Annotated in this window: 21 protein-coding genes and 1 pseudogene; 4 read left to right on the forward strand and 18 right to left on the reverse strand. The window is 46.5% G+C overall.

What is annotated here, in order from left to right; genetic code table 11:
* The coding region (locus tag BM265_RS07125) for a transposase (protein ID WP_177219553.1) at positions 1-187 on the forward strand (187 nt) is incomplete at its 5' end.
* A gap of 163 nt (positions 188-350) precedes the next feature.
* On the opposite strand, the gene BM265_RS07130 is transcribed toward BM265_RS07125, so the two are convergent.
* The 16 genes from BM265_RS07130 to BM265_RS07210 form a co-directional block, all read right to left on the reverse strand.
* Positions 351-3,794, reverse strand: a complete 3,444-nt coding sequence (locus tag BM265_RS07130) for a Stk1 family PASTA domain-containing Ser/Thr kinase (RefSeq protein ID WP_074960863.1) — start codon at positions 3,792-3,794, stop codon at positions 351-353.
* 47 nt (positions 3,795-3,841) lie between these two features.
* Positions 3,842-6,499, reverse strand: a complete 2,658-nt coding sequence (locus tag BM265_RS07135; protein ID WP_074960865.1) for a PASTA domain-containing protein — start codon at positions 6,497-6,499, stop codon at positions 3,842-3,844.
* 53 nt (positions 6,500-6,552) lie between these two features.
* On the reverse strand, positions 6,553-8,538 hold the full coding sequence (locus BM265_RS07140) for a serine/threonine-protein kinase (RefSeq protein WP_074960867.1): 1,986 nt from the start codon (positions 8,536-8,538) through the stop codon (positions 6,553-6,555).
* Between the two features lie 21 nt (positions 8,539-8,559).
* Positions 8,560-9,633 (reverse strand): FHA domain-containing protein, encoded by a 1,074-nt coding sequence (locus tag BM265_RS19690; protein WP_143098689.1) that lies wholly within the window; start codon positions 9,631-9,633, stop codon positions 8,560-8,562.
* A gap of 14 nt (positions 9,634-9,647) precedes the next feature.
* Positions 9,648-10,367 (reverse strand): PP2C family protein-serine/threonine phosphatase, encoded by a 720-nt coding sequence (locus BM265_RS07155; protein ID WP_074960873.1) that lies wholly within the window; start codon positions 10,365-10,367, stop codon positions 9,648-9,650.
* Between the two features lie 5 nt (positions 10,368-10,372).
* Positions 10,373-11,110 carry a PP2C family protein-serine/threonine phosphatase gene (locus tag BM265_RS07160; protein WP_074960874.1) on the reverse strand — a complete coding sequence of 246 codons (738 nt, stop codon included), beginning with the start codon at positions 11,108-11,110 and terminating at the stop codon, positions 10,373-10,375.
* Between the two features lie 20 nt (positions 11,111-11,130).
* Complete coding sequence (locus BM265_RS07165; RefSeq protein WP_074960875.1) at positions 11,131-11,439, reverse strand: WXG100 family type VII secretion target; 309 nt, start codon at positions 11,437-11,439, stop codon at positions 11,131-11,133.
* Between the two features lie 18 nt (positions 11,440-11,457).
* Complete coding sequence (locus BM265_RS07170; RefSeq protein ID WP_074960876.1) at positions 11,458-13,023, reverse strand: FtsK/SpoIIIE domain-containing protein; 1,566 nt, start codon at positions 13,021-13,023, stop codon at positions 11,458-11,460.
* Positions 13,024-13,025: 2 nt separating this feature from the next.
* Positions 13,026-16,151 (reverse strand): FtsK/SpoIIIE domain-containing protein, encoded by a 3,126-nt coding sequence (locus BM265_RS07175; protein WP_074960877.1) that lies wholly within the window; start codon positions 16,149-16,151, stop codon positions 13,026-13,028.
* Positions 16,152-16,236: 85 nt separating this feature from the next.
* A complete protein-coding gene (locus tag BM265_RS07180) occupies positions 16,237-17,133 on the reverse strand; it encodes a hypothetical protein (protein WP_074960879.1) in 897 nt (298 codons plus the stop codon).
* A gap of 29 nt (positions 17,134-17,162) precedes the next feature.
* Positions 17,163-17,465 carry a WXG100 family type VII secretion target gene (locus BM265_RS07185; RefSeq protein WP_074960882.1) on the reverse strand — a complete coding sequence of 101 codons (303 nt, stop codon included), beginning with the start codon at positions 17,463-17,465 and terminating at the stop codon, positions 17,163-17,165.
* Between the two features lie 57 nt (positions 17,466-17,522).
* Entirely contained in the window at positions 17,523-17,843 is a 321-nt protein-coding gene (locus BM265_RS07190; RefSeq protein ID WP_074960883.1) for a hypothetical protein, read from the reverse strand.
* Between the two features lie 48 nt (positions 17,844-17,891).
* Positions 17,892-18,206 carry a hypothetical protein gene (locus BM265_RS07195; RefSeq protein ID WP_074960885.1) on the reverse strand — a complete coding sequence of 105 codons (315 nt, stop codon included), beginning with the start codon at positions 18,204-18,206 and terminating at the stop codon, positions 17,892-17,894.
* 15 nt (positions 18,207-18,221) lie between these two features.
* On the reverse strand, positions 18,222-19,802 hold the full coding sequence (locus tag BM265_RS07200; RefSeq protein WP_074960887.1) for a tetratricopeptide repeat protein: 1,581 nt from the start codon (positions 19,800-19,802) through the stop codon (positions 18,222-18,224).
* 22 nt (positions 19,803-19,824) lie between these two features.
* Positions 19,825-21,165, reverse strand: coding sequence for a hypothetical protein (locus tag BM265_RS07205; protein ID WP_074960889.1), 1,341 nt, complete (start codon positions 21,163-21,165; stop codon positions 19,825-19,827).
* 42 nt (positions 21,166-21,207) lie between these two features.
* Complete coding sequence (locus BM265_RS07210) at positions 21,208-21,807, reverse strand: hypothetical protein (RefSeq protein ID WP_074960891.1); 600 nt, start codon at positions 21,805-21,807, stop codon at positions 21,208-21,210.
* 596 nt (positions 21,808-22,403) lie between these two features.
* Here BM265_RS07210 and BM265_RS07215 point away from each other — a divergent pair.
* From BM265_RS07215 to BM265_RS07225, 3 genes are read left to right on the forward strand one after another with little or no spacing between them, the layout of a single operon-like run.
* Positions 22,404-23,354, forward strand: coding sequence for an ABC transporter ATP-binding protein (locus tag BM265_RS07215; protein ID WP_074960893.1), 951 nt, complete (start codon positions 22,404-22,406; stop codon positions 23,352-23,354).
* 3 nt (positions 23,355-23,357) lie between these two features.
* Positions 23,358-24,488, forward strand: coding sequence for an ABC transporter permease (locus tag BM265_RS07220; RefSeq protein WP_074960894.1), 1,131 nt, complete (start codon positions 23,358-23,360; stop codon positions 24,486-24,488).
* Positions 24,475-25,617, forward strand: coding sequence for an ABC transporter permease (locus BM265_RS07225; protein WP_074960896.1), 1,143 nt, complete (start codon positions 24,475-24,477; stop codon positions 25,615-25,617). Before BM265_RS07220 ends, BM265_RS07225 begins: the two co-directional genes overlap by 14 nt.
* A gap of 145 nt (positions 25,618-25,762) precedes the next feature.
* Here BM265_RS07225 and BM265_RS07230 read toward each other — a convergent pair.
* Both BM265_RS07230 and ispF read right to left on the reverse strand, forming a co-directional pair.
* Positions 25,763-26,185: pseudogene (locus tag BM265_RS07230) on the reverse strand (GNAT family N-acetyltransferase); the annotation flags it as partial.
* A complete protein-coding gene (gene ispF / locus BM265_RS07235; protein WP_074960900.1) occupies positions 26,182-26,655 on the reverse strand; it encodes a 2-C-methyl-D-erythritol 2,4-cyclodiphosphate synthase in 474 nt (157 codons plus the stop codon). The gene ispF and the pseudogene BM265_RS07230, both read right to left, overlap by 4 nt.
* Positions 26,656-26,657 lie beyond the last annotated feature (2 nt).

Here is a 26,657-nt window from a genome sequence, read left to right on the forward strand (position 1 = left end):
ACAGGCTGAAGGCGTATTCGGAGTGCTGAAACAGGATCATGGCTTCAGAAGATTCCTGTGCAGGGGCAAAAACAACATCAGAACTGAGTTCCTTTTGCTGGGACTTGCATACAACATAAAGAAGCTTTTTGCTAAGATCTCAGAAAACCGACTTGGAATTTCTCTTTTTGAACTGAAAACGGCATAAAAACAAATAGAACATAACACCCCCGAGTCCTCTTTTTTTGAAGAGGGCTTGGGGGTGTGCGCTCTGAAACAGCTTATTTCACCAGTTAATATGTTTTTTTACTCTGATGTTCGGATATGGTTCGAGGGTGCTGCGGTTGCAACAGCCTCCTGTTTTGTTTTTATCAGTTGATACGATATTTTACAAGATGAGTAAGATTGATCACTGTGCTTGGATTTGGCTGAGTATCAGATTCGTAGTATACACTTCGCGAATAAGTGTATATCTTCTTGTAGTCAGTGATTCTTTCTTCGTACACTTCGACCCTCTTGGGAACATACCACCATGAATATGTGCTATGACCCCTGACCTCGTAACCCTTTGCCCATTCCTTATAGGGTTCGTCAACAGTCGAATCGAAAGCTTCAAATATTGTGGTATAACCACATCCAGATATTTTCTCATTGCATTGATCCGATACTATCCTGTCATTTTCGGTATGAGATCCAGCCAACGGATAACACCAGTGCCAGTAGATGTAATACTTGAATGAGCGTGAAACGTCTCGTTTGCTCGTTTCATCAGCATAGGCACTTGTCAGACCGTGTTCGATATCATTATAATAAGCGTTACTTTCATCAAAGCCGCTGGGGAATTCGGCACATATCCGAGTAGCACTTCCACTCTCCTTCCATTCGCTTCCTGTCTGCTTCCAGTCGTCGCCGAGGGAAGGACTTTCGGACGTTGTAGTCTCAGGTTTATAGAAAGTGTACTTATGCTCGGATATCTTTGCACCACTGGGTACATCGCTTATGGGCGTCCAGTCGGAATACTGAGGTTCAACATAGTAAGCAAAGACGGTCGTATCACTTTTTATCACGTCTGAAGAAGATACCTTTCTGCCGTTTCCGTTTTTGCCTATGTACCAGCCCTTGAAGATCTGTCCCGATGAATTTTCGGAACCTTCGCTGAAATCAGATATAACGCTTCCGAAGGTTGCACCCTCTTCGACCTCAAAAATTTCGGTGCTTTCGGATATGACCTTGACTGTATACTTTTTCTTCTGTGGTGAAGATGTGTTGGTTTCGGTCTTGGTTTCAGTTTGAGGTTCGGAGTTAGTGTCAGTGTTAGTTTTTTTAGTGGGAGTAGTTTCGGGCTTCTGGGTCGTTGTCTCGGACTTGGTTGTAGTCTTGCTGCTTCCGCCGTTGTTGCTGCCGTTGCTTCCGTTATTATTTGATTTCTGGTCGTCAGACTTTTTGCCGACGTTGATGGTAACAGTCTTGCCCTTTGTGGTACTTGATCTGCCCTTAGGCGACTGGGAAATTACCTTGCCGACATTATCATCGTCTATGACCTCAACGACATTGACTTTAAGTCCTGCCGACTTTATAGCCTTTTCGGCGTCGCTTCTGCTCTTGCCCTTTACATCTGGTACCTGTACTGTGCTTTCATGTGTACATATGGTAAGTGTTATCTCAGAACCGGGCCTGATCTTTTCGCCCGCAGCGGGTGAAGATGAAAGTACGCTGTCTTCAGACTTGCTGTTATCGGTCTTATACTCATATACAACCACCATACCCATATTCCGCAGGGTATCGGTAGCATCGGACTTTGTCATGCCAACAAGGTTCGGGATCTCGACGCTTTCTGCGCCCTTACTGATAACAAGATTGACTTTCGAGCCTGTTTCGATACTGGTATCAGGCGAGGGATCCTGTGATATTACAAGTCCTTCCTCGATGCTGTTGCTGTACTCATAGGTCACCTGCGGAATAAGTCCGACAGTTCTCAGCTGAGTCTTTGCCTTGTCCTCGTCCTGGAACGTAACATCCGGCACAGTAACATTGCCGAAGCCCATGGATATAACAAGCTTGACGCACTTTGAATCATCAAGGTCACCGCCGGGTCCGGGGTTCTGACTCATTATCTGACCCTTTGCAAAGCTTCTGCTGTATCGGTACTCTGTGACCATTATAAGCACATCGTTCTCGCTCGCGATCTGCCTGGCTTCCTCAAAATAGCTGCCTAAGAAGTTCGGAGCTTTCGTTCCTGCGGGTTCTCCCTTGAATGGATCTCTGCCCTTTGAAACTGTAAGCACTATCTCGTCAGTCTCATAGACTTTATCCTCGAAGTCCTTGCTCTGGGATATGACAGAACCTGCCATTATGCTGTCGTCATATTCCTCATTAACAGTGACTTTCAAGCCAAGGTTCTCGAGTTCGTTTTTAGCCGTATCTGCTTCAAGTCCGAGAACGTTAGGCATTATCATCTCTGCTTCGCCAGCGCTTATGACTACCTGTACAACGGTATTCTCAGCCACCACGGAGCCGTCAAAGATCATCTGCTTCATTACGCGGTTCTCGGGAATATCGCGGTTTGGTTCTTTTCGGGTCACGCTGATATTGAGATTAGATTCACTTAGCTTCATTTCGGCACTGGGATATTCGAGATTCAGTACCGATGGCACTCTTGTCTGACCTTCAGGTATCGTTATCTCCTTTTTCATATTAGCGTCAAAACGTATAACACCTGTCATGAACAGTACGCCGAATGTCAGCAGACAAACGCAGGCTGCGGGCACACCGATCTTTGCCCAGAGAGGCCATTTCAGCTTATCAAACACCGAGATATGCGCTAATCTCCTTTTTACCGGCTGTTCGCTGGTGAGCTCTTCAAGGAATTTTGACATTGATTCCGTTCTGTCGGATATCTGGATATTCAGCGCGTTCATCAGTGCGTTTTCGTAGTTATCATCAAGATCCTTTACGAATTTGCTTGGCGGCTGCAGCGGGTCTTTTTTCCTGTTTCTTACCCTTGCTTTTCTTTCAAGTGCCGCAGGCGGGACTACGCCTGTAATCATGCGGTACAGGGTTGCCGCCAGAGCGTATACATCTGTGTGGGGACCCTGCTCGCCGCGGCTCTCGTATTGCTCTTCGGGAGAATAGCCCTCTTTTACCAGCACGGTAAGGCTTCGGCTGTGGGTGGAAGTCGCAAATCTTGCTGCGCCGAAGTCGATGAGCTTGATATCGCCCTTGCTTGTTATGAAGATATTATCAGGGGCGATATCTCTGTGGATAAGCCCTGCCTTGTGGACTTCCTCCAGAGAATTGATAACCGGTGTTATCATCCTGAGTGCTTCCTCGGGCGGTATTGTTTTTTCACGCTCAAGTCTTTGGGCGAGAGTTTCGCCCTCCAGCAGTTCCATTATGATATATGCAGTATTGTTCACCTCAAAGGTGTCTATTATCTGTACTATACCGCTTGAATTGCCGAACTTCGCCAGCTTTTTCGCTTCGTCCACGAAACGGTTCATTCCGCTTTCAAACTGTTCCTGCTTTGCACCTGAGAATACTGTTATCTCGGTGCTTCCGTATGCTCTTGACGAAAACTCACTGGGCAGATATTCCTTTATCGCCACTTTGGTTTCCAGCAGAGCGTCCCAGCCTATGTAAGTTACTCCAAAACCGCCCGAGCCCAGGGATCTGCCGACAATATATCTGTCAGCCAGTATCGAGCCCGGGACGATCTGCAGTGAATTTACAGGCGGTGTGTTTTCTGCATACCCGCAGTGCGGACATATATTATATTCGTCCTCATACTGCTCCATGCAGCCCATGCAGTATTTCATGAAAATCGCTCCTTACTTTTATTTTTTATCTTAGATATTACTTCTTATCATTCAAGAACGGTAAGATCAAATTCGGCTTCCTTTGAACCGCCGCTTATCGAGATCTTTGCCGCTCCGCCCTCGAGAGCTTTAACTTTCAGTCTTCTGACAAGGATATTTTCATCAGGATCCTCAGCCTCGGTATCGATGATCTCAAGATTAGCGCTGAAATCGCTGTCCAGGAATACAGTTCTTCCTCCCGTATCCAGGGTTATCACAACGTCAAATACATCTCCTGCCTTTACGGTTGACGGAGCATCGATCTTTATCTCACCTATCTCGCCGAAATCTATCTTGGTCTTGCTGCCCTCCTTGGTGCATACCACGATCGAGATAACATCTCCCTTTCGCAGCTTAACATCCTTATCGGCGGGCGGTGACTGGGATACGACTTCGTCCTTGCCTGCAACAGGATCCTGTATATCGAATATGACCGCTTTGAGCCCCAGCTTTTCGATCTCTTTTCTTGCCTCATCGACTTTCTTGCCTTTAAAGTCAGGAACAGCGATGGTTTCCTTGGAAGTCGCTGCGGTTATGATTATCTTTTCACCGGGTACCAGCATGGTATCGGGCTTTTCGCTCTGTTCGATCACCGTATCCTCTTTGCTTTCCTTATCGGTCTTATAGCTGATGATATATCCGAGACCTATCTTGACAAGGAGTTCCTTGGCATCCTTTATCTTCATGCCCACTGTATCTGGGACTTTGACTTTTTCGGGACCGTTGCTTATGACAAGGGTCACTGAGCTTCCCAGCTCGATTATCTCCCCTGCTTCTATACCCTGTTCGGATACAAGACCTTCAGAAACATTATCATCATCCCTGTTGCTTATCTCTGTTGCGATACCAATGGTATTCAGTATCGCAACAGCTTTATCCTCTTCAAGGTATGTCACATCGGGCACAGCTACCGAACCTCTGCCCATAGATACCTCGACCTGCAGTGGCTCGTTGATATCCTGCTCTGTTCCCGAGGGCTGTGACTGGCTTATTATCGTGCCTGCGGGAAGATCGCTGGGTACATAGGAAGTTACTTCAACGGGAGGACCTCCCTGCTCTGCCTGAGCGATAAGATCGTCATAAGTCGAACCTACCACATCATCAACTACCACAGTACCTTCTCTGTCCGAGCCCGAGGATATTACTATCTGTATCTTCTCCCCTGCCGTTACATTTTCGTTGGCTTCGGGGGTATGGCTGATTATACAGCCCTTTGCGACCGTCACGCTCTGCTCTTCGTAAGTGGTATAGAAAAGACCCATATTATCAAGTATCTGCTGAGCCTTTCCAAACTCCATGCCTTCAAGCATTGGCATGGGATATTTCTCTTCACCCGCGCTTAGGGTCACACCGATAAAGCTGTTTTCAAATACCAGCTCACCGGGATCCACCGACTGGCTGATAACTGTATTTTCCGAATCGGTTTTTGAATACTCCTTGCCGTTCACTATCAGTTTGAGATTTGATTTTTCAGCCATCTTTCTGGCTTCATCAATGTTTTTGCGCTGGAATCCCGGCACGGTCACTTCAAGCGCTGGAGCACTTGTTTTCATTTTCATGTTTATGACAAACAGTGTGCCTGCCGTCACAACTCCGACTGCTGCTGCGGGGATAAGTATCTTTGCCCAAAGCGGTGTCACCTTTTTATACTGCCGACGGCGTTCCGCGGGCTTTTCAGCGCTAAGCTCCTCAACAAACCTCTCCATATCGGGGGTGCGGTAATCGGGGTAGACATTGAAAGCATTCATGACCGCATTTGAGAACACGTGGTCTATGGTATCGGAACTATCGATCAGCTTATCTATGGGTTTGATATTATCCTTATGCTTCTTTTTAAGTGATGCGGCACGGTCAAGACAATCAGCCTTGCTCATATCAGCGCCTGTTGCGAAGCGGTACATTATCGCCGCTATGGAGTATACATCAATGCTTGGTGAATTCAGTGCGCTCTCTGGGTCTTTTACGAATTCATAAGGGAAAGTATACTCGCTGGGAGAACCGTCAGACGACTCTGACCTTGTCCTGCTTTCAAGACAAGCCCATATATGCTCTTTCAGCAGAAAGCCGCCTGTTCTTGTCACAACTATATTTTTTTCGCGTATCATGCCGATAAAATAGCCCAGCTCATGGAGCTTGTCTATCTCGTTCAGTATCGGCACAAAGCGTTTTCTGAGTTTTTTGGGCGAGATACTTTTTTCACTGCCCATCATCCTGCTCAGTTCTTCGGTCTCGAAATAATCAGACACCACATAGACTGTGTTTGAAGCTTCAAAATAGGATTCTATGCTTTCGATATATTCAAGGTCTGTCACCTTTGTAAGTTTATCTGCAAGCTCGATAAGCTTATTTTTGTATTTGCTGAAGATCACGGCTTTATCGCTGTTTATGGCTTCAACTCTGCCATTATGTTCACTGCGCATACATACGCCGCTCACAAAAAGTTCCTGTAGCCGTACTTTCTTTTCTGCCAGAGCATCCCAGCCGATATAGCTGATGTGAGCATCGTCCCAGTTGAGCATTCTACCAACTATATATCTGTCAGCGAGGATACTGCCGGGCACTATGCCGATATCATTTTCAGCCTTAGAACCCTCGATATAGCCACATCTGGGACATATCCGATATTCATCTTCGTACTGCTCCATGCAGCCCATACAGAATTTCATATTTTATACCTCTGTTTTATTTTTTCTATCAGAAACGGAGTTCAGCTGCGGGGTCAGTCATTGGGAAACACATACTTATCCGTATTGACAAACGTACCGTTAAACTCATCATGCACCTCAACGAACACTTCGCGTACCGAATCGTTAACAGGCAGGCTGAGGCTCTTGTTCTGCACATGGAGAGCGTCCTGCGCATTATTCGTCAGCATGAACCCGAGCAATTTCTCACTTGCCCTGTTCTCGTCCTTACTGATATCATTTGCGCACCATATATCTTCGTATTCACACGGCACTTCATCTACATCGCAGTACAGTATCTTATACTGCACAGGAAGCTTATCTCTGACATCATAGTAATCCGAGGTATACCCGCCGAAAAAGCATATCTTATCATTTTTATCAAGGAATTTTTCCTTGGCGCTTTCGCTGTAATATTCAGCGGTATCACCGAATATGCTGTCATAATCCTTGCTGCTGAATACAACAGGCTCATATTCGGGTCTGACCTTGCCCATTATCTGTGAAAGGTCGGATACTCCGTCTTTGCCGTAATCACACAGCCCTGTATTTGCATACACCACGGGTACATCAAGTCCCAGCGGCAGCTGATATTTATTGCCGTAGGTCTGCTCGGCTTTATTCAGCACCGAGCACTGTTTCATCTCATCTGAAGAATAGACTTTATCAAGAGAAAGTCTGGCTGCCGATGAGAGTGTATCAGTGTATTCGTAGATATTCGGCTGCTGTTCGGAACTGCTGAGTTTTTCGGCATATTCATCTGGCATAAATCCCACGAGCTCTATCTCAACATCCTCAAAGCTGGAATTGAAATCAGAGATTATCTTTTTATAGGCATTCTCTTCTGCTTCGTCCAGCTGGTCATCGCCGCTTTTGCAGTACCACATGGTCAGCTTGCACGGCGGAAGAGTTTCCTCTTCAATGTTGCGGCGCATGGTGTATGCGCTTATGGCTGTACCTGCCGCGATCACGAGTGCAGCTGCGGAAAGTCCGATGTACTTGCGTCTTCTGCGGCGCTTTCTTTCTTCCTTTGGAGCCAGCACTATCTTATCCTTATTGATAGCTGCTTTGAACTGTTTGATATCCTTGAATCTCAACTGGGTATCCGTTTCCATCGCATTCATTATCGCGTTGCTGAGATATTCGGGTATCTCGGGAGAGACTTCATGTGGGAAAGGCAGTTCATGCTTTTCAATATCATTTTCCGTCTGCTTTCTGTCGGTGGATTCGATAGGCACAACGCCTGTTATCAGATAGTACAGTGTTGCACCCAGAGCGTAGACGTCTGTCCACTTTCCCTCGGGAGTTTCTTTAGAATACTGTTCCGGGGGAGCAAAACCGGGCTTTACTATCCTTACAAGGTCTAGATTATCCTTGCTTGTCAGCTTTGCGGCGCCGAAGTCGATTATCTTTATCATGCCGTCAAGGCACATAAAGATATTATCAGGACTGATATCCCTGTGGATTATGCCTTTGGAATGTATCTTTTCAAGAGCGTTGCATATCGTCAGACATATCCTTACACCTTCTTCGACATCAAAGTGACCGTTCAGCTTCATGTAATCGCTGAGATTTATGCCGTCGAGGAACTCCATGACGATATACGCCGTGTTGTTTTCTTCTATGTAATCATATACATTTATGATGTCGGGTTCGGAATTGAACTGTGCGGTTATACGGGCTTCAAGGATAAATCTGTCACGCAGGGTCTCAAATTCCCAGGCACGCCTTTTATCGGTGATGACGAGGTCTTTCTCGCCAAGGGGTCTGTTTACTACGCCCAGCAGATAGAATTCCTTTATCGCTACGATCTTTTCGAGTTTGGTATCCCATGCCTTATAGATATTGCCAAAACCGCCTGAGCCAAGCACCTGACCTATCATATATCTTCCGTTTTTCAGTTCCGTCCCCGCGAAAAGCTGGTAATCCAGCTTCGGGGGATCACCGTAGCGGTATCCGCACCGGGGACACTCATCGCAGTACTGTTCAAGTTCCGCGAAACAATTATTGCATCTATACATATGCTTTGATCATTACTCCGTTCAATTCCATGAAAATCTTTCAGAACACAAGGGTACGAATATCAAATCTGTCTCTCCTACGGATACAACATCGTATATCTTAAGTTCGGCATAGTTCATGAGCATTTCGTTGTTGACATATACGAAGGTCTTTCCATTGGTGGTCTGTATCATGAATTTCTTGTTTCTGGGGTCATAGATAACAAATGCCTGTGCGCCCCTTGATATCGAGGTATCGTTATGGATATCCACATCGACCACATGATCGAGTCCCGATCTTCCCAGTGAAGATTTGCCGTACCTTATCTCATATGACTTGCCTTTGTCGGGACCGTTTATTATCACGAACCAGCCGACTATCGGCTCATCGGGGATATCATCGAAAAGCACCTTGGTATGTATGTCTTCCATAGAACCTGTAAATCCCGAATTCTGTATCTGCTGTGTAAGCTGTGTGGGAGTTACAGGCTTTGGCTGTACAGGTGCTTCGCTGACAGGCGGTGCGACCGGATGCGGTGGCACAGGCGCAGGTGCTTCGCCTACAGGCGGTGCGACCAGATGCGGTGGCACAGGCGCAGGTGCTTCGCCTACAGGCGGTGCGATAGGATGCGGTGGCACAGGCGCAGGTGCTTCGCCAACGGGCGGTGCAACGGGATGCGGCGGCACAGGCGCAGGTGCTTCGCCAACGGGCGGTGCAACGGGATGCGGTGGCACAGACGCGGGTACTTCGCTGACAGGCGGTGCAACGGGATGCGGTGGCACAGGCGCTGGAGCTTCGCCTACGGGCGGTTTTACCAGCGATGGCGGCTCATGGGCGGGAGGCGGCACGGGCACAGGTGCTTCACCCAAAGGAGGCACAGGTCTCGGGGGCTCGTGAGCAGGGGCAACAGGAGCCACCTGCTGAGACTGCTGTCTTCCCGTGGGCGGTACAAAATACGCAGATATGCGCTTCTGTTCGTCCTGGGGCTTTGGGCGGTTCTTGTCGATATCTATATTAACAGTTCCTTTGGGAGCCTCCGCTGCCTGGCAGTGGGGGCAGGCGCTGTACTTGTCAGAATCATAATAATGATTTTTGGGGCATCTTGCCAGTTTCATATCTATTCCTCCGTTCAATATTTTATAACGGCAAAAGTTGCATTATCGATATCTGTGCTGCCGCTCTGTTCAACCGAGCGTATCAGTTCATCTGCGACACTATTGATGTCGTCATTGCTTTCAAGGATATCGTTCATCGTTTCTTCGGACAGTATCTTGTATATACCGTCAGTCATCAGCAGGAGCATATCTCCTTTTTCAAGCGTGAGGGGAGTGACGTTGATATCCATTATATCTATAACGCCCATGCCCAGAAAGCTTGCCAGATGTTCTCCGCGTTCTATCTCGTTATCATAGGTCTCTTTATCTATCAGTCCTTTTTTCATACGGACATCAAGAATATACTTATAGTTGTGATCATTGGTGATCTTTCTGAATTTTCTGCCGCGCTTGATATACAGCCTGCTGTCACCAACGGACAGCCACTGCAAAGAATCACCGGAAACAAAAGCCAGTACCACTGTGGTGCCGCAGTCTTTTCCGTAATCCCTGCGTATCACCTCATTTATCTCTTCTGTTGCGCTTACGATAAATTCGGCAAAGGAACCGAAATCAGTTTTCAGGAAAAGATCGGTATACATATCCACGGCGGTCTTAGCCGAAGCCCCGCCGTCCGCACGGCTGCCTATGCCATCGCATACAACTGCAAGCATACCCTTTTCGTCCCGAACACATCCTGCATGATCCTGCTGTTCTTTTCTTGTTCCTATTATAGAACGTATCTCACACTGCATAATGTTCACCCTTTGACACAGACTGCTATTGCCGAAAAGTTATCCATATTGGTATCCTTTCCGTTTTCGCGCACTGTTTCTGCCATTTTCCTCAGCCAGTCCTCAGCAGAACTGCTTTTTTTCAGGAGCTTACACATCTCCTTTTCGGTAATGGGTTCCCAGAAGCCGTCAGAACACAGCAGAAAAGCATCGCCCGCTTTAAGGTCTTCAGTTTCGGAAAGCTCATACTTTGCCCCGCCCGAAGTCCATTTAGAGCCCATGACTCTCAGCAGTCGGTTCCTGTCCGGGTGGGAGCGTATCTGCTTTTCCTTGATATCACCCGACATCGCCAGCATCTGTGGGACGCTGTGATCCATCGTCCTTTTCATCACCTTGTTTTTTCTGAAACGATACAGGCGTGAATCACCTATATGCATATACCTGCATCTTTCACCCACGGCGGTAAGTACTACAGCAGTGGTCTTCATCTGAAAGGTGGCGTCAAGCTCTATCTGTTCAGCCAGCAGACCCTCCTGTGCGTTGTCCAGAACAGTCTCCATATAGCTGTCGTTATCAGTGCTTTCATCAAAAAAGCATTTTGCATACTCGACAACATACCTTGAGGCAAGTTCGCCCTTGCCGTGTCCGCCCAGGCCATCGCACAGTACGAAGCAGTATCTGCCGTCCTTTTCGGTAAAGCCGATACTGTCTTCGTTTACAGGTCTGTCACCTTCATTTGTAAAAAAGCTGTATTCAAGCTCCATTATCCATACCCCGCGGTCAGTTATTTCTGAGGATCTCTGTTAAATTCTCCGAGACCGTTATCGCATTCTTCCAGAACAAGCTTGCATTCTGTAAGAGTATCACACATGGTCTTGAGTATATCATATATACCTTTGATATTCTGCTTTACAGTATTAGCATCCTTCATAAATGCCTCAGCACCGTGACCCTTCCAGTTCTGATCCAGTTTGCTGACTATATCATCGTAGGTAGTGTTTATATCGTCGTACTGCTTGATGAGGCTGTCCTTCATGCCTATGCCCTTGTCTATCTTAGTTGTATCGATAACTACGTATGTGCCGTCTGCCATAATTGATCCTCCTGTTCATTACTCTGCTTTTAAAAATTTAAGTTTTTTAAGATCGTCGCTTTCTATATCATAGAAGTATCCGTCGCCCAGTTCACATCTTGCGTATTCGCTTTTGAGTTCCTTGGGATCCATCTCGCCGAATACCGATCTGTTGCCGCGGTCGGTAACAAAATCAGCTATGCTGTCCAACAGAAAAGCAACGGCTATGCCTGTGTTCAGAGAAGACTCTGCATCTCTGTCGTTGTTGCTTATCTTTCTCACATCGGAGAAGATAAACCAGTAATTTTTTTCCTCAGCCCTGGCTATCATTTTCGGGAAAACCTGTTTCAGTAGCTGGGCGCCTGCCGCCTGGAAGAGCATCTTGTTCTGCAGGATGAATATGGTAGGCGGCGTGTCTTTTTCTGTAAAGTTTTTATTTATGCCGCCTGCTCCCATCTTTGCAGCGTAGCCTTCGCTGTCAAGCAGGTCATAGAGCTGTTCTATGTTGGTAACATAGAACTTGTTGCTGCCCTTGTCGTTGTTATATAGTTCTTCCAGCTGTTTTCTGCCGTCATCGAAATACACGAACCTGTGATCCGAATGGCTCTTCCTGACCGAATCGAGCAGCAGCTTAAGAAGATTTGTTTTGCCGAATTTTTTCTTGCCATATATGGCAATGGAATGTATCTCGTTGAAATCGACCGATACGGGCAGATGCTCGTAATAATCAAGCCCTACCACATATTCGTCCTTGTTGGGGTCATCACTGATATCATACCGCGTTGACAGATATTCAAAGAAGTTTTCCTCTGTCAGCGCACCCCTGAATGCCACAAGTTTTTCGGTCTCTATGCCGAGAGTCCTGCATCTTTCATTCAGCGCCGCAAGACCTTTTTCCTCATCCATAAATGGCAGGAATATCTGACACTCTCTCGGCTTGCCATCGATGATAGTAACGCCGCGTCCTGCGTTGCCCATGGGTTCGTTGACTTTCATACCGAATATGTCGATATACTTATCAGCCGAACCCGGAAGTGCGAATTTACGGTTGAAGCTTCCCATATATCTTCCAAGTCCGCCTGATACATCGTTTGCGGTGAACACTACGGTCAGTCCCTTTGAAAGACCGTCTCTGCAGAATCTCAGCAGCAGATCGTGATAAGCTTCATATCTGTCATCAGCAAGGAAAGATGTGACATTGTCGATAAAAAGCATTATGTGCGGGGGTGAATTCTCGTCCCTGCCATATATCTCAGCAAACTGTTTTGAAAACAGATTTTTGCTGTTTTCTTCAAGTCTGGATTCGATAGTCTTGAACACCCTGCGGACATTTTCCTCGCTTGAACTGTCAAAGCAGGCTGCTACTCTTCCCAGATCTCTGTATTCTCCGAGATTTCCGCCGAAATCCAGCACGTATATATCTCTTTTTGGTGCTTCGGGACCGTTTTCGTGCAGCCTTACCAGAAGTGTTTTCAGGAAAGTGGTCTTACCGCTCATATGACCGCCGAAGACTATGATATTCGATAAAACAGGGTCTATATAGAGTATGGGCTGGATCTGCTGATCCAGGTCGTCATATATCCCCATAGCAAGTTTTTCAGTCACGGTCAGACCTCCCTGATAACGTCATATTTTCCGTCCTTGTATTCGTATACCTTATTATCCTCGAATACAAGCTTATCCGAGAGCGGACGCTGGAAAATGATATGAGGTGTGTTCATATTACTGCTGTTCATCCTGTAATACTTCTTTATTGCACCTGTTATCGCATTCAGCTGAGTTTCGAGTTTACCCTGGAGCTCCAGCTGCTTCTTGCGCTCGATAGTTTCAAGATTATCCTTGGCAGAGCGGTAGAACACGGTATATTCGCTGTTCTTGCTTGCCTCGATTATCTCAACTGGTATCTCCATGTTTTCCTCAGCCACCGCTCCTGCATATCCCGACTGGAAGTATTCAAACTTCGAGCCTGTACCCACCAGAAGATAAGCTCTGCCGTGACCCGGCATCGTGGGGCTTGCCGCAAGGTCGTTGCCTATCATTTCCTTTGATGCCTGTCTTGTCGCAACTTTAAGGCAAAGCCTTGATTTTGAGTTGACGCGGATATCATCTGTGATAGCACCCTCGATATTCTGGGATATCAGTATGATATGGAATCCGAGGCTTCGTCCGACTCTCGCAATAGTGGTTATCTCACCGATGAAGTCGATATCGTTGTTTTCTGTGGTGAATCTTTTAAGCTCGGTAAACTCATCAACTACGAGGAACAAATGTGAGAGCGACTGTTTCTTAGCCTGCTCGCGCAGCTTGTTCTTTTCGTCCTCGGTGAGTTCGGGTTTGTTTTCGCCCCTCAGGCGGTTGTTTATCGAATTGATATGAGATTCGATATCGTTGCACACTGCGATGTACTGATTGATATTATCAACGTACATCGAATTGAAAAGTATCTTCCTGCGGCGTATCTCGGAAGTCAGCGAATCAAGGAAACGTTTGAGCATATATTCCGCACCTGTTCCATTCTCATCGCCGTCAACGTCCGTTACCGAACCTACCACATGGGGAAGATCGCCTATTCTTTTTACGAAGCCGCCGCCCTTCATATCTACCAGCATGAGGTTGACCTCATCGGGTCGGAATCTTATGCAAAGACCTAGCAGATAGGTGATTATCGTCTCGGATTTACCTGAGCCCGTAGTACCTGCGACCAGCATATGGGGGCCGTCAAAATCCTCATGGAGATCAAGACAGGTAAAGCCGTTCTCTGTCTTGCCTATCGGCACGGATATAGATTCAACTATATTGCAGCCTCTCTGTTTGTAGCTACCCATCCAGCTGCTCTCTATATCGATATTGTTCTTAGTCATTCCGTAAAGTTCAAACAGGCTGACACTTGAGGGCACCTTTCCGTTTTCGGATATCTTTGAATAGCAAAGCGCAGAAAGTATCTTTGATGCGTTGTAGGTATGTATGTTCCAGTCTGCACTCATGCGGAATGTGAAAAGCTTTGCCGCTTCTTCATCGTCATGGGGTGCTATATGCGCCTCATGGTCGCTGCGGACGGTTATCACGTTGTCACAGTATTTCGGCAGATGCTCTTTATATACCTTCGGGAATATAAAGGTTATGCCCAGCTTATTCTCAAAGGGTTTGCCGTCAGGCGGCAGTGTCGGGAGATACTGTGCAAAGGCGTGTTCTTTGAGGTCGTACTCCTCGTGTACGATAAATACTATATGGGGGAGCTTCTGTATATCATCTGGAGCTTCTGCACGTTCACCCATGATCTTCAGCATTTTACTGAAAACCATATTTGCATTTTCGGGATCAAACACGAACTGCGCTCCGGGTCGTTCATTGAAGAGTTCTCTGAAATGCGGCAGGAATTTATACTGGCTTATGCATCTTTCGATTGTGCTCCTGTCCCTTGTGGGCTTGAACAGTATCACGAACTGCAGGTCTGAGGGGGAATGATAGAAGCTGAGATCGAAGATTATCCTGTTTATTATCCTGTCGGAAAATCCCGAGTTTATTGCGATGATACCCAGTGCTCCGCAGTTCTTTATCGGAAGCAGGAGCGGTGCATTGCGCATATAGTGGTACTTATCTGATATATACTTCGGCAGGTTAGTAAGATAATGGGAAGTATCGTCACTCGCTGCAGCCAGCTTTTCATCTGCCAGCATCAGCTCGACTTTATCCAGCTTCAGCCTAAAGCTTGCAGCCGAGAAAAGGACATCTTTCTTGCTGCCCCTTATCTCGAACAGATTGTCTACACTGTCCGAAACTCCGAGCCTTACCATGAGAAAATCCTTATCGGTACTGCATCTGCTGAAAATATTTCCGCTTACGCCGTACACGCTTTTATATGGGTCGGGCTGCTCGAAAATATCGTTGATATCAGGATATATCTCGTTGAGCTTTTCAGCGTCAGCGCCCTGTCTGTTAAGTATCTCCTCAATGGTCTTGTCGGCGTACTCCTCGTAGCCTTTTTTCCATGCGGCTACGTCTTTTTTGTATTTATTGTTTTGTCTTATCCAGTTTATCAGTGCCATCACAAGTGTTATCGCACTCATGGAAGCGCTCATGATGATCATTGACATACCTGAGCCCGAGTTTCTTGCCATCATGGTCCTGACCAGTATCATCATGCTGACCATAAGCAGGGTCGGCAGAAGTGTGAAGAACAAATTCTGATCGTTTCTGGCAGGCGGTTCTGGCGGTGGGATAAGCTCCACGGGTTCATTATTGAATTTATGCAGCTGCCTTGTGCTGATATTGTAATCGGGGAAGGACATATGAGAGTTGTTACGTTCCTTCGGGTTGAAAGCGGGGATTATATCCACACTGCTGTCGATTATCTGGAACGTATCATATTCCTCCTGCGGGTCGAATACCACACGGGTGGACGATATAAATCCGATCTCTGCCAGAGTTTTTGAAAGATCGCCTTCAGAGATAACAAAACGGCCGCTGTGTGCGCCTCCCGAAAGAGAACCGTTGTTATGCGATGTCAGACATATCCTTCTGTAAACACCACTGCCGTCAGGGCTGTTGCAGATATCGAATATCTGCTTGCACTCACAGTAAGGTGATTGCTTGGCTTTTTTTGCCAGACCGTATTTTATACCGTCGAACAACTGGCTGAGCGTCATATCTCTGAGGACTATCAGTTCGATGAAAATGTCCTCTCCCCCTGCACCCAGGAATTGCAGACCGATAAGCAGCTTGTTACTTTCCATAAATAATGACCCTTCAAAAAAATCTCCATAAACAACTTGTAATGGCAAAACCCAAAGGCCCTGCCACTACAAGCACATAAATATACTAAGCCTTGAAAGAATTGAGAATATCTTCGATATAACCTGAGAAGTCGGGCTTCTCGGGCACATCGGGAAAAGCAGGCATTTTTGCCTTTTCTGATTTAAAATCCTCAATATCCGGTTTAGGCATCTCTAAATCGGGCACAGCAACGCTGACACTGACACCGATCTTGATGTCAGGATCGAATCCTGCCTTGACAGCAGGTATATCTGTTCCCTTGACCCTGACTGCATCCATATTCTTTACCGCCATTCCGGCAAGCGCAGGAGCAGTCTTTATCTCGGGCACTGTGATATTTCCGACAGAGACAGCCTCTGAAAGAACGGGCTTGTCTTTTGCAGCAGCAGATATTTTCCCGGGGATATTAAAGTCATTTGCGACTGTTACGCTGACATTATTATCCGCAGAGCCTGTTTTCACACTGCCGATATTGACACTCGGTATCTCGACTTTTGAGGTGATCGCTGATCTGTCGATGTCTTTCTTTAAGCCGGAAAAACATGTGATGGATATTTCCGGTATATCGAAGCGTTCATTGAGATCTTTGAGCAGCTGTTTCGGGGATGCGGGATCTTTTTTAGCTATCCTTATCTCACCCGGTGCAGTGATCTTCGATGTTTCGGAAAGCAGCTTGTCAAGCAAAGTAACCTTTATCGGCTTTACTTCCGCAACCTTCGGTATTTCTGCGATATCAACATGGATATCATCAACCGAGATCTTTGGTTCTTTAAGCTCGATATTTGGCTTCTCGACAGTCATTCCGATATTATCGCCTTTGACATCTTCGCCCTTGACGGTAGCAAATTCACCCTTGAGCTTTATGAGTACCTCTGTCATTTCATATTCAAATAATTCCTTGTTCCTCTCGATATCGGTAACAAGTGCATCTTCTTTTTTCATAATACCTCACAGCCCAGATAGTTATTTGTTTACATTGATGTAGGGATATTTTCGGCGAGTTCCTGATCCACCTTTTCCATCTGATCGGCGTTAGCGCTAAGCAGCTCGCTGAGAGCGTTTACGAGATCGGGAACTGTCTTGCCGATATACTCATTAACAGGACCTGTGATGAAGCCTGTCATCTTATCCTTGGAAGTACCCTCCCATGCGTTTGTAGCAGCGATGAAGTCATCCTGTAACTTATCCGATGCTGCCTTATATCTCTGCGCAATATCGGCGATCTGGGACGCTGCGTTTCTGATCTCGTCATATCTAAATACTATATCAGCCATTTTTGATTACTCCTTTATTCACAATAAATCGTTATGTTGTTTTTTACTCAAATCAAATTAACCCTGGGGGTTTCTGTTTATGTCGCCCAGCTGAGGATCGACTGTATCCAGCATCTGCTCCTTGATCATATCCAGCAGACTGTTGATAGCAGCTGTCAGAGAAGCTGTGGGGTCTGTAAGATTATCTGTGAGTGCAGGAGTAGCCTTGCTGTTGAAGAACTCCTTATAACCATCGGCTGCATCACCGATAAAGCTGTTCGATGTCAGATTAGTGATGATCGATGAAAGCTCCTCATAAAGAGTATTTGCTGTTGCAACGTAATTGTCTACGCTGCTTTTTGCGTCTGCAACGATCGCTGCTGTAAGTACTGATGCCATAATAATTAGCTCCTTTCAATTAAAAACCTGTTCTGACAGGTAATGTTGTCAATTGTTGATCAGCTGTACCAGTTCATTGTATTCACTAAATACTGATGAATACTCCTGACGGCACTGCTTTAGTGTATCAGAGATATGTTTAACGACAGCCTCCTGCTTATCTAAAGGTTCAAGCAGATTATTCTTGCAGGAATCAATGAACTTGTGTCCTGCAGGAGTGTCAAATCCACTTTCGATCGTTGTAAGCATATCTTCGATATCCTTCCTCAATTTGGAGATCTTCGTTGAGAGTTCGGCAAATTCCTCAACTCCCTTGTCAAAAGCCTCTTCATCAAGGACAAGTGTTTTTGTTAATTCACCCACTTAGATCCCTCCGAATCACTTTCCTCCGTTCTGTTCTTTTCGGCACTGATCGATGTATGCCATCACTGCTGCCTTATCTTCATCGTTCATCAGTTCAGCCATTTCCTCAGCCTTGGCATACTTGCCTGATTCTGCATACATCCTTGCACGGAAAATAACTGCATATGCCGAGTTCTCATTTCTGTTCAGCATTTCTTTTCTGAAGAACGCGATGATCTCATCATACATTTTCTGAGCACGCTCAGTGGTGTACTTTTCGCTGCCGTTCTCAGCAAGCTTCTTCACTGAAAATGCCTCAGAGTAGTTTCCAAAGAAAGCGTAGTAAGTATTATCGCTGTGCTTGAGCTCCTTAGCTACTTCCATTACCTTTTCATAGTCCTCTTTGATAGCATAAGCGGAAAGTGTGACAAATCTAGCCTTGTCTACCTGCTCCCTTTCGATCACAGCTGGTGAACCGCTTTCCTTATCAAGACCTGCCACAGTTTCGACAGCGCCTTCACCGAATACTCCGTCGGGATAGTTCCTTATGGGCTGACCATTCTCATCGTAATTGATCTCGGCGGAATCACCCATAGATTCATCTATCCTGCCCTCTTCCATAGCGAGACCCATCTGTGCAGTATCCTGCTCCATCTGAGCTTCGATCTCTTCTGCGGTCATAGCAGCCGCAGCAGGAGCAGCGGTCTCAGCCACAGCTTCAGCCTTGTTCAGCAGCATATTCGCTGTATCGATTGCTTCGTCAATCTTGCCCATCTTTAGGCAAAGTTCAGCAAGTACGATGACCAGTTCATTTTTCTGCTTATCAGTACCATAGGGGCTGACGATGAGCTGTCCCACCAGGTCGTAAGCTTTCTGGTCGCAGTCGCCGTTGGGATCCTTATCGGTATCAGACTTTGCAACATACAGATGGGCACGGGTCATATCGATATTGAACTTGCCGTTATCATCATATTCAGCATACTTTTCTGCATTGTTCAGAGCCTCTTCGGCTTTATCAAACTCATCATTAGCAAGCAGAAGATTGGTATATACCATATAGCCGTCCAGCAGAGACGGAGCTGCGTTTATCCACTGCAGCGCACACTTTGTGGCGTTGTCGATATCAGCCAGTGCTATATATATCTTGATCTTCTCGGTTATAACATCGGGGTCGGTCATAGCCACGCCCGTTGTATCTGCATCCTGATACTTTTCATAGTTAACCAGTGCAGCCTTATAATCTTCCTTCATTGAGCAGCACAGAGCCAGCTGATAATATATCCTTGCTTTGACATCGTCGCTGCAAGTCTTCATCTCCGCTTCGCTGTACATCTCCATAGCTCTTGAAAGATCGCCCTTGAAGAAGTAGCCGTTGCCCATATTGAAGATATTATCGCCATTATCGGGATCGACTTCTATAGCCTTTTTAAAACATTCAAAGGCTTTGTCAAAATCGTTTTTAACGACATATACAGCACCTGCTCTTGAAAGTGAATAAACATCATCGGGCTGTATCTCTAAAGCCTTGTTATACCATTTCAGAGCCTGGTCTAAATTTTCGTTTCCCATTGCCAGTTCGGCATTGGCGATAGCGTCATTGAATTCCTGAATGTCCATTGTTGTTCACCTCTGCATTGATCTATGGAACAGCCACTTGCTGGCCACTCTCATCGTATTTATCATGTAAGTATGTTATAACATTGTCTGCTGTTACATCAGCAAAGTTCGATACCTTAGGCATCTCATAGGGAGAATCCTTATTGATAAGTATCGTCAGTTTTCCGTAAGACTTTTCAAGGGTCTTTTCGATCGAATCTTTGAGTAATGCCTTCTTTGCCAGATCGCAGTCCAGCGCTTTGAGTGTGCCCTTGTATGCCGCCCAGCCATTGCCGCCTGTAGCAGTCCAGTTTCCTGCCCTGAGCGTAGACTCAAAGTTCTTATATGTGAGCTTGCTGGTAGCGAACAGCTTTTCAATTGCATTTGCATTACCGGCATCCAGTTTAGTCTGTATCTTTGTATAAGCGTTGAATTTCAGTCTGTCAACACCCAAGGAGATACCCGATGTTATTGCACCGCTTGCAAATCCGAAAGCAAATTCACCCAAAAGTGTTCTGCCCGAACCCTTGAGCGTGCCCTTATCCAGTCCGATGGATATCGACTTGCCGATAACATTGCCTGTACCGGCTGCAAGACCTCCGGCAGCCATATGCAATGCCACAGCCTTACCTACTGATACGCCGCTGTTTACAGCCAAACCTCCGACAGCGCCTGCCGCACCGGTGAATGCGCCTGTTATCGCGCCTTCCATGAAACCGTTGGCAGCAGCGTCAAATATCACGCCACTGGCGCCGTCCATCGTACCGTTCTCCTTATAGTACTTATATGCCGCTGCACCTCCGCCGACAGCTGCCGACGCAAATGCCGTTACGATCGCACCTTTAAGCGCCAGCCCAAGCAGCGGAGCCGCCGCACCGCCTGTAAAAGCTACCAAAGCCGCCAGACCAGCAATGACCACTACGCCGACAGTGATCTTTACGATGCTCTTCCAGTGCTTCTTGACTGCCTTTCCAAAGGCTGTGTCGCCCAACCACTCCCCGGCTCTTTTCCAGAAAGATTTCTTTTTTTCGACCTTGGGTCTTGCCCAGGGATTTACTGAGTAAAAGTTCTCTTTATTAACGTTTACCAGTTCAGCGACCCTTTTATCTGTTGCAGTAGCATTGGCGAGGAATTCACCGAATTTCTTGCCGACGCTTTCCATCTTTTCTACTTTCTGTTCTTCTGTCTTTATGCGTCGGTCAATACTGTCCAAAGCACCCTGAAGATTGCCAACTCCTCCACTCATGCCGGTCGTCTTTTTCCTGACTGCCTTAAACGAAGAGATAACATCTCGGGATTTATTGACCATAGTTTGGAAATCGTCTTCAAATGCCCCGACTGTGATCCTGCCGCCCAGTCCGCCGGCATTAAGCTCTATCCGCATACTTTATCACCCTGCTTTCAAGTAATGATATCATTTGTTGTTCTACATATATTTTTTGTAATGTGCCATGTCGTATGAACAAGAGTTCATAGCCTTCTTCAGCGCGTGCTGCTGAGCAGTCATGCTGTTCATGTTTCTTACCAGTTCATTTGCTCTTTCTTCAAGCTGCTGCAGCCTTGCGTTGAGTTCCGCAACAGCCTGTTCAAGACGGCTCTTCTCGCTTTTATAGCTTTGCAGAGCCGAAGATGAATCAGCGTCCTCTTCAACAGTCTTGCATTTGAATACTTCTCCCAGATCAGGTGCGGCTATACTGTCGCATTTTATACACTGCGAAAAGCCTTCACCTGCTTTTTGTGCAGAACTGTTAGCCGAACTTACCGAGTCGGGAACATTTGCAGCGAACCAGCCGCCGCTGCCTTCAAGACAGCCTATTATAGTGCCCAGTTCCTCGATCCTTTTCTCAAAATTGATCTTATCGCTTCTGCACGAAGAAAACTGGTTCTGTACGCCTGACATCTCGCTGCGGCAGGAATCGAGCGCACGGCTGTTGCTGTTGTACTGGTTAGCAGCATCTACATACCTAGATCGCGCGTTGTAGTAGGAATCACTGGCTTCTTCCTGTGATGGGTTGATCCATGACATAATCTTACACCGCAATGAAAATAAATCTTTTCAAAGCTTCTCCTTTCTTAAATATTTACAATTAATCAATGAATCAAAAATGTTGGTAACCATTTTTCCACACATATTATAGCATTATTGGTTCTTTTTGTCAATTTTTAAACCTCATTTTATGCATATCTAGCGCGAAAATAGGCAATTTGAATAATCAAACGCCTTAAAACCGTAATATATTATTCACTTCTTTTACAATTCGGGTTTAAAAATAGAATATTTAAATTCTGATATTTTACATTTGTGAACTATATATTTTAGATTTAATACTTAGTTGATAAAATATCATACTTTTATATAACATTGTATCCATGCTTCATTATCACAAAATATGGTTATCCCTCTAACACACCTGACTTAACAGCGAGCAAAGGAATAGATAACATCAGCATAATATATCACTGTTGATCCGACATTTTAAGTGGTGTGATAAAGGGATAGTCAGATCACAAAATGACATTTGTCACATAAAAAAGTGATGCCCGGCACTACAAACCTCTGCCGCGCTGTGATATAATACAGACAATGAAAGAATACAACAAAGTTATACGGAGGTTAATGATATGGCTGATACGTTAATAAAAATAGACAGTCTGGTAAAAAGATACGGTGAACTCATTGCGCTGGATCATCTGGCGCTGGAGATAAAGCAGGGTGAGGTATTCGGGCTTCTGGGACCTAACGGTTCGGGAAAGACCACGACCATCAACTGTCTGCTGTCTCTGCTTTCCTACGACAAGGGCACGATAAAGATATTCGGCAAGGATATGAGCCCAACTGCTTACGACATCAAAAGAGATATAGGTGTTATAATGCAGAACGTGGCGGTGTACGATGAGCTGACAGTGCAGGAGAACATCGACTACTTCTGCGGGCTTTACATCACCGACAAGACGCAAAGGGGGCAGTACGTTGAGGACGCAATTAAATTCGTGGGGCTTGAAGATTTCAGAAAGTTCCGCCCTAAAAAGCTTTCGGGCGGCCTGCTGAGAAGACTAAACATAGCCTGCGGTATCGCCCACAAGCCTAAGCTCATAATCCTTGACGAGCCCACAGTGGCGGTAGACCCCCAAAGCAGAAACAAGATACTGGAGGGTATCGAAGAACTGAACAGAAACGGCGCTACCATTATATATACCTCACACTACATGGAGGAAGTCGAGCAGATATGCACCCGCATCGCCATTATGGACAAGGGCAAAAAGATAGCTGAGGGCACCAAGGAAGAACTCACGGCGATGATAAAGAACACCGAGACCATCAAGGTGACTTTGCACGAACTGCCCGATGCGGTGCTTTCCGAGATAAGCGCTCTGCCCCATGTGTACAGCACAGATTTCACAGATGAGACACTGACGGTATCATGCTCGGGTGGCAAACACAACCTGATAAGAGTGCTGGAAGTTCTCCAGAACCACGATATGCACATCGGCAGAGTTACCACCGAACAGCCCACCCTCAACGATGTTTTCCTTGAGATCACAGGCAAGGCACTGAGAGACAAGGAGGAATAGAATATGTTCTTCAACGAATTAAAATACTTTATCCTCTCGGCGCTGAGGGAAAAACGAATGATATTCTGGCTGATGATATTTCCGATGCTGCTGGGCACACTGTTCAAGCTGACCATGAGCGATCTTTCCGACAAGCAGTTCAAATTCAAGGCGATACCCACAGCTGTGGTGGAAGAAAGTGATAACAGCATATTCCACGATGTTGTAAAGCAGGTATCAGAGGGTGATGATGCTTTGCTGAATGTCACCTTTACAGATAAAGAGAAAGCTGAAAAACTGCTGAACGACGGCGAAGTTGAGGGCATAATAACCAGTGCGGACACCATCAGCCTGACAGTATCAGGAAGCGATATCGAAGAAACAGTGCTGAAATCCTTCACCGACCGCTATCTCACTCAGGAAAAGCTTATGAAAGATGCGGCTAAAAAAGATCCTGCAAAGCTCCCTGCCATGATAGAAGCTATGTCAGCCGACCTTGATGTGCTGAAAGAAGAGCCTGTAACCAAGGGCAGTAATGACAGATACCTCACATACTTTTATAATCTGCTGGCTATGGTAGCTGCGTGCAGTTCTGTTACGGGACTTTCGGTAGTGACCCGCAACGAAGCTGATCAGTCTGCACTTGGTGCAAGAAAATGCTGCTCCCCTACCCCGAAGCTTATAAGCACACTGGCTGTGATGCTTGGTTGCTGGGCTGTCAGCGCGGTATGTATGCTGATATCCGTGACATTCCTCACCTTTGTGCTGAAAGTTGATTTCGGAGACAATGTGGCTCTGGTATATGCGGCAGGGATACTCGGCAGTATAATGGGCTCTTCCATGGGCTTTATGATAGCTTCTCTCGTCAGGGGAAGCTACGAGAAAAAGAATACAGTGGCTATGATAGTATCACTGGGCGGCAACTTCCTCAGCGGACTCATGATAGCTGATATCAAGCCTGTTATAATGGAAAAAGCACCAATGCTCAACACTTTCAATCCTGCGGCGGTGATATGCGACTGCCTGTACTATCTCAACATCGATTCAGACCTGAGCAGATATTCGGGCAAGATGGTGCAGATGCTGGTCATGGCAGTGGCATTCACACTGATAGGCTTTGTATTCACAAGGAGGAGAAAATATGCAAGTATTTAAACTCTTTATGCTGATACTGAAAAAGAAGCTGCCGCTGGCGCTGACCTTTGTGGTGGCTTTCATGGGGCTATACCTGGGCTTAACATTCATTGACAAGGGCGAGGAAAAGTTCACGGAAAGCAAGCTGAACATAGTAATCACCGACAACGACAACACTCCCGAAAGCAAGGCGCTTATGGAATACATCGGCAAAAAGCACAGCATCGTCACCCCGACCATGCCGCTGAAAGATGCGCTGTATTTCGCCACGGTGGATTACGCTCTCACGATAAACAAGGGCTACGCCGAAAAGCTGGCAGAGGGCGGCACTGATGGTATGTTCGTCAGCAAACACGTATATGACAGTTACAGCGTGGCATACATGGGCAGCTGGCTGGACGAATATGTGAGCTGTGTAAGGGCTTGCATGGCATCGGGCGAGGACATCTCGGAAGCTATAAAAAGCGCCGAGGAAGCTATGGACATAAACACCGAGGTCACTATGGTAAGTTCTGACGCGGGCAACGCCAACGGCTTTATGACAGGCAGCGGATTTTTCAGATACCTGCCCTATATCCTGCTTTCGCTGATGATAGCGGTGCTTTCCCCTGTGATGATATCCATAAACAGCAAGGAAGTACGCTTCCGCACCAACTGTTCAAATGTAAGACCGACCTCCTGCGTACTGCAGATACTTGCAGGCAGCGTGGTGTACGTGCTGGTGATATGGCTGTTGTTCACCGCTCTGGGCATGATATGTATCGGCGGTGTATACAAGGGCATCATCTGGCTGAATGTGCTTAACAGTGCAATATTCGCAGTGATCGCAGCTTTTATAGCTGTGCTGGTATCCATGCTTATTCGCTCGCATGATTCTGTAAATCTGGTATGCAACATCGTCAGCCTGACCATGTGCTTCCTCTGCGGAGTATTCATACCCCAGTCACTGCTGGGCGACACTGTGCTTTCCATAGGCAGGTTTCTCCCCGCTTACTGGTATGTAAAGGTAAGCAATATGCTGACAGGAGCGGATGTATTCAACGCATCAAAGGCTATGCAGTATCTGCTTATCGAAGCAGGATTCGCTGTGGCGCTGGGTATAATCGCCACACTGCTTTACAAGACTAAGCTTCGCAGTGCTGAGTTTTGAGTGACGGATATAAGAAAGGCAGATACTTCGTGCGATGAAGTATCTGCCTGTTTTTGATCCCTATAGTTTACAAAATACACTCCATTTCAGTGCATTTCCAGTCCTCGCCATGATAGCTGTAAAAGCCCACATCTGTGCCGACGACCCTGAACCCTGCCGCGAGATAGCAGTTCAGCGCCGCGGGATTGTTTTCAAAAACGCCGAGGGTTATCTTCTCAGCCTCAAGAAAATCTCGGGTGTATTCCTTGGCAAGCTCCAGCATTTTTCTGCCGAGACCCTCGCCGCGCCTTTCGCTGTCAACGATGACAAAACCGAAGCGGGCAATTTTCTTTTCCTCGTCGGTAAAGCGGATTATCATGTGTCCGCAGATACCTTTTTCGTCACAGGCCGTGAACTCAAAAAAGCCGTCGTTATACGCCTGTCCTGCATAGTGGGCATTGAGTTCATCAGCTGTCAGCGGGAATTTCCCGAACCTGTCCGCCGACCACTGTCTGAAACCGTATTCGTCCTTCAGCCAGCCGACTATCTTTTCAGCATCGCAGGACTTGTAAGGTCTGAAGCGCATCATACGTCTTCAAGCAGTACGACTGCCGTAGCTGAAATGCCCTCCCCCTTGCCTGTAAAGCCCAGATGTTCCTCTGTAGTGGCTTTTATGGATATCTGTGAGATATCACAGCCGACTGTGTCAGCTATCTTTTCGCGCATATCCATAATGTATGGCGCAAGCTTTGGAGACTGACAGCATATGGTCATATCGGCATTTGAGAAAACATAGTTGCTGTCATCAACATATTCCATTACCCTGTCCAGCAGTTTAAGGCTGTCAGCGCCCTTATACTCAGGATCGGTATCAGGAAAATGCTGACCTATATCGCCAAGTGCCATCGCCCCGAGAAGAGCATCCATCAGCGCGTGGACGAGAACGTCAGCGTCAGAATGACCGTCAAGACCCAATTTATAGGGTATCTCTATACCGCCGAGGATAAGCTTTCTTCCCTCGACAAGCCTGTGTACATCATAGCCGTGACCGATACGCATAT

The organism is Hominimerdicola alba (assembly GCF_900112155.1).
GTDB lineage: Bacteria > Bacillota > Clostridia > Oscillospirales > Ruminococcaceae > Hominimerdicola > Hominimerdicola alba_D.

Coding starts and splice junctions, on each gene's coding strand:
- BM265_RS07210 (WP_074960891.1), bottom strand. CDS start 21,807: ATGTCATGGATCAACCCATCACAGGAAGAAGCCAGTGATTCCTACTAC.
- ispF (WP_074960900.1), bottom strand. CDS start 26,655: ATGCGTATCGGTCACGGCTATGATGTACACAGGCTTGTCGAGGGAAGA.
- BM265_RS07220 (WP_074960894.1), top strand. CDS start 23,358: ATGTTCTTCAACGAATTAAAATACTTTATCCTCTCGGCGCTGAGGGAA.
- BM265_RS07135 (WP_074960865.1), bottom strand. CDS start 6,499: ATGAAATTCTGTATGGGCTGCATGGAGCAGTACGAAGATGAATATCGG.
- BM265_RS07190 (WP_074960883.1), bottom strand. CDS start 17,843: ATGGCATCAGTACTTACAGCAGCGATCGTTGCAGACGCAAAAAGCAGC.
- BM265_RS07180 (WP_074960879.1), bottom strand. CDS start 17,133: ATGAAAAAAGAAGATGCACTTGTTACCGATATCGAGAGGAACAAGGAA.
- BM265_RS07165 (WP_074960875.1), bottom strand. CDS start 11,439: ATGGCAGACGGCACATACGTAGTTATCGATACAACTAAGATAGACAAG.
- BM265_RS19690 (WP_143098689.1), bottom strand. CDS start 9,633: ATGAAACTGGCAAGATGCCCCAAAAATCATTATTATGATTCTGACAAG.
- BM265_RS07160 (WP_074960874.1), bottom strand. CDS start 11,110: ATGGAGCTTGAATACAGCTTTTTTACAAATGAAGGTGACAGACCTGTA.
- BM265_RS07200 (WP_074960887.1), bottom strand. CDS start 19,802: ATGGACATTCAGGAATTCAATGACGCTATCGCCAATGCCGAACTGGCA.
- BM265_RS07205 (WP_074960889.1), bottom strand. CDS start 21,165: ATGCGGATAGAGCTTAATGCCGGCGGACTGGGCGGCAGGATCACAGTC.
- BM265_RS07175 (WP_074960877.1), bottom strand. CDS start 16,151: ATGGAAAGTAACAAGCTGCTTATCGGTCTGCAATTCCTGGGTGCAGGG.
- BM265_RS07130 (WP_074960863.1), bottom strand. CDS start 3,794: ATGAAATACTGCATGGGCTGCATGGAGCAGTATGAGGACGAATATAAT.
- BM265_RS07140 (WP_074960867.1), bottom strand. CDS start 8,538: ATGTATAGATGCAATAATTGTTTCGCGGAACTTGAACAGTACTGCGAT.
- BM265_RS07215 (WP_074960893.1), top strand. CDS start 22,404: ATGGCTGATACGTTAATAAAAATAGACAGTCTGGTAAAAAGATACGGT.
- BM265_RS07155 (WP_074960873.1), bottom strand. CDS start 10,367: ATGCAGTGTGAGATACGTTCTATAATAGGAACAAGAAAAGAACAGCAG.
- BM265_RS07185 (WP_074960882.1), bottom strand. CDS start 17,465: ATGGCTGATATAGTATTTAGATATGACGAGATCAGAAACGCAGCGTCC.
- BM265_RS07225 (WP_074960896.1), top strand. CDS start 24,475: ATGCAAGTATTTAAACTCTTTATGCTGATACTGAAAAAGAAGCTGCCG.